This window comes from Brevundimonas sp., from assembly GCF_044239655.1.
Taxonomy (GTDB): Bacteria; Pseudomonadota; Alphaproteobacteria; order Caulobacterales; family Caulobacteraceae; genus Brevundimonas.
Genome location: NZ_JBIIAY010000144.1, coordinates 1 through 6959, shown reverse-complemented (window position 1 = coordinate 6959; position 6959 = coordinate 1). Strand labels below are relative to the sequence as shown.

At 66.0% G+C, this 6959-nt stretch carries 4 protein-coding genes; 3 read left to right on the top strand and 1 reads right to left on the bottom strand.

Annotated features, from left to right (window positions below; all coding sequences use genetic code 11):
* The first annotated feature begins 219 nt into the window (after positions 1 to 219).
* The 3 genes from ACILQR_RS14770 to ACILQR_RS14760 all read left to right on the top strand — a co-directional run bounded on the left by ACILQR_RS14770 (position 220) and on the right by ACILQR_RS14760 (position 5905).
* A complete protein-coding gene (locus ACILQR_RS14770) occupies positions 220 to 2940 on the top strand; it encodes a TonB-dependent receptor plug domain-containing protein (protein WP_395652148.1) in 2721 nt (906 codons plus the stop codon).
* Between the two features lie 80 nt (positions 2941 to 3020).
* Positions 3021 to 4766, top strand: coding sequence for a CocE/NonD family hydrolase (locus tag ACILQR_RS14765; RefSeq protein WP_395652147.1), 1746 nt, complete (start codon positions 3021 to 3023; stop codon positions 4764 to 4766).
* Between the two features lie 8 nt (positions 4767 to 4774).
* Entirely contained in the window at positions 4775 to 5905 is a 1131-nt protein-coding gene (locus ACILQR_RS14760) for a CapA family protein (protein ID WP_395652146.1), read from the top strand.
* 12 nt (positions 5906 to 5917) lie between these two features.
* Here the strand turns inward: ACILQR_RS14760 and ACILQR_RS14755 are convergent, their stop codons facing one another.
* Positions 5918 to 6865 carry a CocE/NonD family hydrolase gene (locus tag ACILQR_RS14755; RefSeq protein WP_395652145.1) on the bottom strand — a complete coding sequence of 316 codons (948 nt, stop codon included), beginning with the start codon at positions 6863 to 6865 and terminating at the stop codon, positions 5918 to 5920.
* Between the last annotated feature and the right edge of the window lie 94 nt (positions 6866 to 6959).

Sequence of the window (6959 nt, the reverse complement as noted above, 5' to 3'; positions counted from 1 at the left end):
AACAATATGGGCAGCGGCAACGATGCCGTCGGTGCTGAGATCGCAGCGTTTCTCGACACCCTGGACGCTGGAAGGTCGACCGCAAATCCGGCCGAAATGCGCAAGGGGCGACTTTAAGACTGTTTGGAAATCATACTATTTGCGTTTAAGCGAAAAGGCGGCATAGTCGGCGTCAACGGGTCACGGGCATCAAGCCCGGACCATCAAGGGGAGGATGCCATGTTCGTGTCACGATACAGGTCCGCGTATGCCGGCGCGTCAGCGCTGGCCTTGTTCGCCGCATTGGCGGTTCCGTCGCTCGCGTCTGCTCAGTCCAACCCCACTCCTGCACCCAGCAGCTCACAGGAGCCTGAAGAGTCAGCCCTCGAGGACATCGTCGTCACAGGCACCAGTATCCGGGGCGTCGCAGCTGCGGGGTCGCCCACGATCGGCGTCGATCGCGACGACATCGTCGCCAGTGGATCCAGCAACGTCAGTGATGCGACCCGCCTACTGCCCCAGGTCTTGAACCTCGGTGCAGATGAAAGCCGCAACAGCTTCAGCGGTGGTGCCCAGGATGCCGCCGCCAACTCGACCGCCGTGCGCAGCGCCAACCTGCGCGGCATCGGGCCGGAAGCCACCCTGATGTTGCTGAACGGTCGCCGCCTGGCTCCCAACGGCGTGATCAAGGCGCTCGGCGACCTTGACCAGATTCCGTCAGCCGCCCTGCAACGCATCGAGGTCGTCACCGATGGTGCCTCGGCCATCTATGGCTCGGACGCCGTGGCCGGGGTGGTCAATCTGATCACCCGCCGGAACTGGGATGGCGCAGAAACCACCGCGCGCTACGGCTTCGCCGATGCCCTGTCCCAGTTCCAGTTCAGCCAGACCTATGGCCGCACCTGGGATCGCGGCGGCCTGTTCATCGCGTATGAGCACAATGAGCGCAGCAACCTGTCGGGCGCCGATCGCGACTTCGCCAGCCAGAACCGCACCGCGCGGGGCGGCTCCGACGCCCGCCCCTTCACCGCCGCCCCCGGCAACGTCGTCGTCGGCGGCGTGCGCTACGGCCTGCCCAACACCAACGGCGTGGGCGTCACCTCGGCCCAGCTGCTGACGACCGCCAACCGCTACGACGAAGCGGCGGCCAACGATCTGCTGCCGGAACAGACCCGCGACACCCTCTTGTTCAACATCAACCAGCAGGTTACCGACCGGCTGGAGTTCTGGTACGAGGGCTTTTACACCAAGCGCGACTACGACCTGGCGGCCCCCCCTGCCCTGTTCAGCCTGACGGTTCGCAACACCAATCCGTATTTCGTCGGCCCGGTCGGCGCGACTGCGGCGACCGTAGAGTACCGCCTGCTGGACGACGACGATTCCCACTCGACAGGCTTCGAAAACGCCCAGCAAAACGCAGTTGGCCTGAATGTCGATCTGGGTCACGACTGGCGTCTGGTCGCCTACGCCGCCCACAGCATGAGCCGCGGCTTCCAGGATCGGAAGAACGTCATCAACAACGCCGCCCTGACGGCGGCGTTGGCGTCGACCAACCCGGCGACGGCGTTCAACCCGTTCGGCAACGGGACGTTCAACCGGACCAACAATGCGGCCCTGCTCGACATCATCGACGCCAACCGAGCGACGTTCGGCACCAACATTACCCAAGATCTGTCGGCCAAGGTCGACGGTCCGCTGTTTGATCTACCGGGCGGCACCGTGCGAATGGCACTGGGCGGCGAGTTCCACGACAACGCCTTCCGTCAGACCCTGCTGGCAACTAATGTTCTAGCCACGGGCGCGACGACGACCAAGAAGGTCTTCAACCAGCGCACGATCAGCTCGGTGTTTGGCGAAATCTTTGTGCCGATCATCAGCGAAACCAACGCCCTGCCTCTGGTCCAGCGCCTGGAGCTCTCAGTCGCCGGCCGGTACGAGGACTATTCGGATTTCGGCACCACGACCAACCCCAAGGTCGGCGTGATCTACTCGCCGGGCTACGACCTGAATTTCCGCGCCACCTACGGCACCTCTTTCCGCGCCCCGTCGCTCGTCGACAGCGCGGCGCAGATCCTCAATATCTTCGTCCAGAATATCACCGATCCGACGTCCGGAACGGGGACCACCCGCGGCATCTTCTTCAACGGCGGCAACAACGACCTGGGCCCGGAAACGGCCAAGACCTTCTCCGGTGGCTTCGACTGGACGCCCGAGTTCCTCGACGGCTTCAACCTGTCGTTCAACTACTACAGGATCGAGTACGAGAACCGTATCGACGTCGCACCGGGCAATGCCCTGGCCCAGGGCACGGTTTATTCGGCCCTGATCCGCCGCCGCCCTGCCGCCACGGACGTCGCCGGCAACGCGGCTTTCAATGCGCTGGTCGCATCCTATTTCGCCAGCCCCGACCTGCAGAACCCTGTGGAGCCGGTCGCCAACATCAACGTCGTGCTGGACGGTCGTCGCCAGAACCTCGGCACGCTGAACCAGGACGGCTACGACATCTCGGCCGGCTATGCGTTCGATACCGATTTCGGGGACTGGCGGGTCGGCGTCGATGTGGCCAAGATCCTGACGGTCGAGCGCCAGGGCGCAGCGGGCCTGCCGGTCGTGGACGTGCTGGACACTATCGGCAACCCCGTCGATCTGCGCGTGCGCGGCTCGCTGAGCTGGAACATGGGCGGCTGGTCGGCGAACGCGTTCGCCAACTATACCGACAGCTATCGGAACACCGCCATCACGCCCAACGTCATGGTCGACAGCCTGACGACCTATGACTTGACCGCGTCCTACAGGTTCGAGGGCGAAGGTATGGCCAACGGTGTCCGGGTCTCGGTCAATGCCCTGAACGTGTTCGACGAGGATCCACCCGTCGCCCTGAACGGCACGGTCTCCTGGGACAGTCAGGCGGCGTCGGCGATCGGGCGCTTCATCTCGTTCGAAATCTCCAAGAGCTGGTGATCTCACATCGGTTCTCCCAGGAGTAACTTGACGGCGAGCCGGGCGTGTCCTGGCTCGCCGCTTTTTTTCAGAGCCTGCCCATGACCCGCGCCATCGCCGCCCTGTTCGTCCTGTTCGCCCTGTGTTTCCCGCCAATGTCCGTACGGGCTCAATCAGGTTTCAATGAAGGCCCAGCCAAGCCAGAGTTTTCGGAGCAGGTCGCGACATCTTTCCACCTGACGATGCGCGATGGACTGAAGATCGCGGTGTCGCTGCACAGGCCGTCGGTAAACGGCGTGCCCGTCGAGGGGCCCCTCCCCGTCATCTGGCACCACGCCCTCGACATCGAGGCGGCGGGCACGCGTCCAACCGGCGAAGGCCCGGACGCCCGACGCCCCCTCTCCGACCTGACCCGCTTCGGCTATGTTGTGGCCATCGCCGCGCGCCGGGGCAACGGTGCTTCCTTCGGCACCCGCCGCGGTTACGAGGACTTCACCGAAGGCTTCGACGCCTATGAGATCACGGAATGGCTGGCGGCCCAATCATGGTCGACCGGCAACGTCGGCATGTACGGCTGCTCGAACACCGGGGAGGCGGCGATGCACGCGGTCGTCGCCCGGCCGCCGCACCTGAAGGCTGTCTTCGCCGGCTGCTTCGCCTGGGACCGCTATGATGGCCACACGCGCGGCGGCATCATTTCGCAGTACGGCACAGGCCCGACCCGCACCGTCGAGGACGACCTGCGCGCCATGCCCGTCCAGGGCGACGAGGACCGGGTCCTATTGCGCCAGGCGGCCGAGGAACACGTCGCCTCGACCAACCTGCTGGCCCTGATGCAGTCCATGCCCTATCGCGACAGCTGGTCACCGCTGGTCATGGCCCGCTTCTGGGGCGAGGTCAGCATCGGTGCCTATCTGAGCCAGGTCCGCGACGGCGGGGTGCCGATCTACATCCAGGGCGGCTGGTATGATGATTTCCGAACCGAAGGATTGATTACTCTGGCCAACCTGCCCGGCCAGGCGCGGATGATCATCGGGCCCTGGCGTCACTGCCTGAATCCCGGGTTCGACCTGCAGGCTGAACAGGTCCGGTTCTTCGACCACTATCTGAAGGGCAAGGACACGGGCATCCAGAACGACGACCCGATCCAATACTTCACCATCAACGCGCCCGAAGGCCAGCAGTGGCGCAGCGCCAAGGCCTGGCCGCTGCCTGACACGAACAACCGGCGACTGTTCCTGGCCGGGGATGCGTTGGGCAGCGAACAGCCCCGCGCCGCAGGCTCCCGTGCGCTCATCGTCGATTACGCCCCGGTCTGCCCGCCCGATCCGGTCGCGCCGAACTTCGGCCCCTTCGCCCAACCGTGTCGCTCCTCTGCGGCCAGCGTGACCGTCGCCGCCCGCACCTTCGCGACCGACACCGAGGTCACCGGCAATCCCATTGCCGACCTCTGGATCTCGTCCACATCGCCCGAGCAGCCTGTCTTCGCCTATCTGGAAGACGTCGCGCCGGACGGGACCGTCACCGTGGTCAGCGAGGGCCGTCAACGCGCGTCGCTGCGCCACGTCGTCGAGGCTCCCTGGAACACCATGGGCACCCCGTGGCGCCGGTCGTGGGCCGAAGATCACCAGCCGCTGGTCGCCGGCACGCCGGTCAAGGTCTCGTTCGATCTTCTGGCCGTGTCCTACGTCTTCAAGGCCGGCCACACCCTGCGGGTCAGCATCACCGGATCGGACGCGCGTGAGCGGGCCCGGGTCGAGGTCGCGCCTGCCCCGACCCTGAGCGTCCACTTCGGCGGCGACACGCCCTCCAGCGTCGTCATTCCGTTCCGTCCCACGACGGGTTAGTCCAGACCATGGCCGACGCCTTCAAACTGTACATGACCGGCGACCTCGTCCTTGACGAGCCGCAGGCCGATACCTTCTTCGATCCGGCGCGCGCGATGCTGGCCGAAGCCGACCTGCTGATCGGCCATGTCGAGGTGCCCCACACGTCGCGTGGCGTGGAATCGATCGGGGACATCCCCGCCCCCGCCAGCGATCCCGAGAACCTGCGCGCCATGGGCCGCGCCGGTTTCCACATGGCCAGCCTGGCCGGAAACCACATCCACGACCGGGGGGCCGAGGGCATCGCCGACACGATCGCCAACCTGACCGGACAAGGCATCGTCTCGGGCGGAGCGGGACTGACCCTGGCCGAGGCTCGCCGGCCGGCCCTGACGACACGCGCGGGCAAACGGGTGGGCCTGCTGAGCTACAATTGCGTCGGGCCGCGCGAAGGCTGGGCGGGTCCGAAGAACGCGGGCTGCGCCTATCTGAAGATCATCAGCCACTACGAACCTGAGGGAGCCAATCCCGGCGGTCCTCCCAGGGTCTATACGTTCGCCGAGCCGGACACGGTCGAGGCGATGCAGCGCGACATCGCCGCCCTTCGCGATCAGGTCGATGTCCTGGTCGTCGCCCTGCACAAGGGGGTCGTCCACACCCCGGCACACATCGCCATGTACGAGACCGCCGTGTCCCGCGCCGCGATCGACGCGGGGGCCGACATCGTCATCGGCCACCACGCCCACATCACGCGCGGCGTTGAGATCTGGCGCGGCAAGCCGATCTTTCACGGTCTGGGAAACTTCGTAACCGTCACGCGCGCCCTGTCGGTCGAGGGTAATGCCAGCCCGGAACGCCGGGCCTGGGCCGAGCGGCGAAAGGTCCTGTTCGGGTTCGAGCCCCTGCCCGACTACCCCCTCTATCCATTCCATCCGGAATCGCGGAACGGGATGGTCGCCGCCTGCCACATCGCGACCGACGGCACGATCAGCGCGGGCTTCCGGCCGTTCTGGATGCTGCCGGGCGGCCAGCCCCAGGCCCTGGGTCAGGACGACAAGGGTCGCGAGGTCGCCGACTACATCATCGGCATCACCCGGAAAGCCGGCTTCAAGACCGAGTTCGCCTGGGACGGCGACCGCGTCGTTTTCGACACGGCCTGACTCCATCCGACGTCAGTCGATATTCTTGCGCTCGACCGTCCACCGGTCGTCGGTACACAGGCGGCAGTCCGCGCCGACGAAGGTCCGGCTGGCCGCCGTGTCGCCCAGCAGCTGCCAGTTCAGCCAGTCCTTCATGACTCCGGCATAGTCGCCCCCGCGCGGCTCGCGGTAGGTTCCCCCGTGGCCCGTACCGATGTCGGCATGGAAGATCGGAACGCCGTCGATGGCCTGGAAGTCGAGGATCGCGTTGGGTTGGGCCTGGTCCGTCGGGCCGCCGGATACATAGAGGATCGGCGTATGGATCCGCTTCAGATCGTCGATACCCGCCGGCCGATAGCTGCGGCCGGTGCGGGTGTCGTCGGCGGGCGGGGTGCGGATGATGCCGCTGTTGCCGATGATGGCCGTCGTCACGCGGGGATCGTCGGCCGCAGCGATGGCCTGAAGCCCGCCGCAGGAATGGCCGATGACAGCGATCTTGTCGGTCGCGATATGCCCTTCGAAGCGGCCCCCCGTGACGTCGTTCTGGGCGATCACCCAGTCGATGGTCTCCAGCAACTGGGCCGTCCGATTTTGGGTGGCGATCTGCATCACACCTCCCCCACCCCCCGGCGTCATCGGCGCGTCTGCGCCTTCGATGATCGGACCGCCGGTCACGACCAGATAGCCGTAGGACGCCAGCTCACCCAGGAACTGCGGTGTCATGTTTCCGACGTTCAGACACGCTCCGGCTCCATGGGCCACCAGGGGCAGCGGGTGGCCGACGGCGGCCATGTCCGCGGGGCGGTAGAGGGTGTGGTCCGCCAGCGAAGGATCCATTTCCATCACGACGGGATAGGGCCCGCCAAGACCCTCGACGGCGACCGGCGGCGCGCTCAGGGGCGGATTGGCGATCTGGGCCTGCGCGACCCCCATGCCCGACAGGCTGAGCAGCGCGACGGTCAACAGCAGTTCGGCCTTCATGGGACATCCTCCGGAGGTCGCCCGTACTGCTCCGATGGCAACGAGCGTTCAACTATATACTGTATGCATCACTTACGATCGGCAAGCGTCGGAT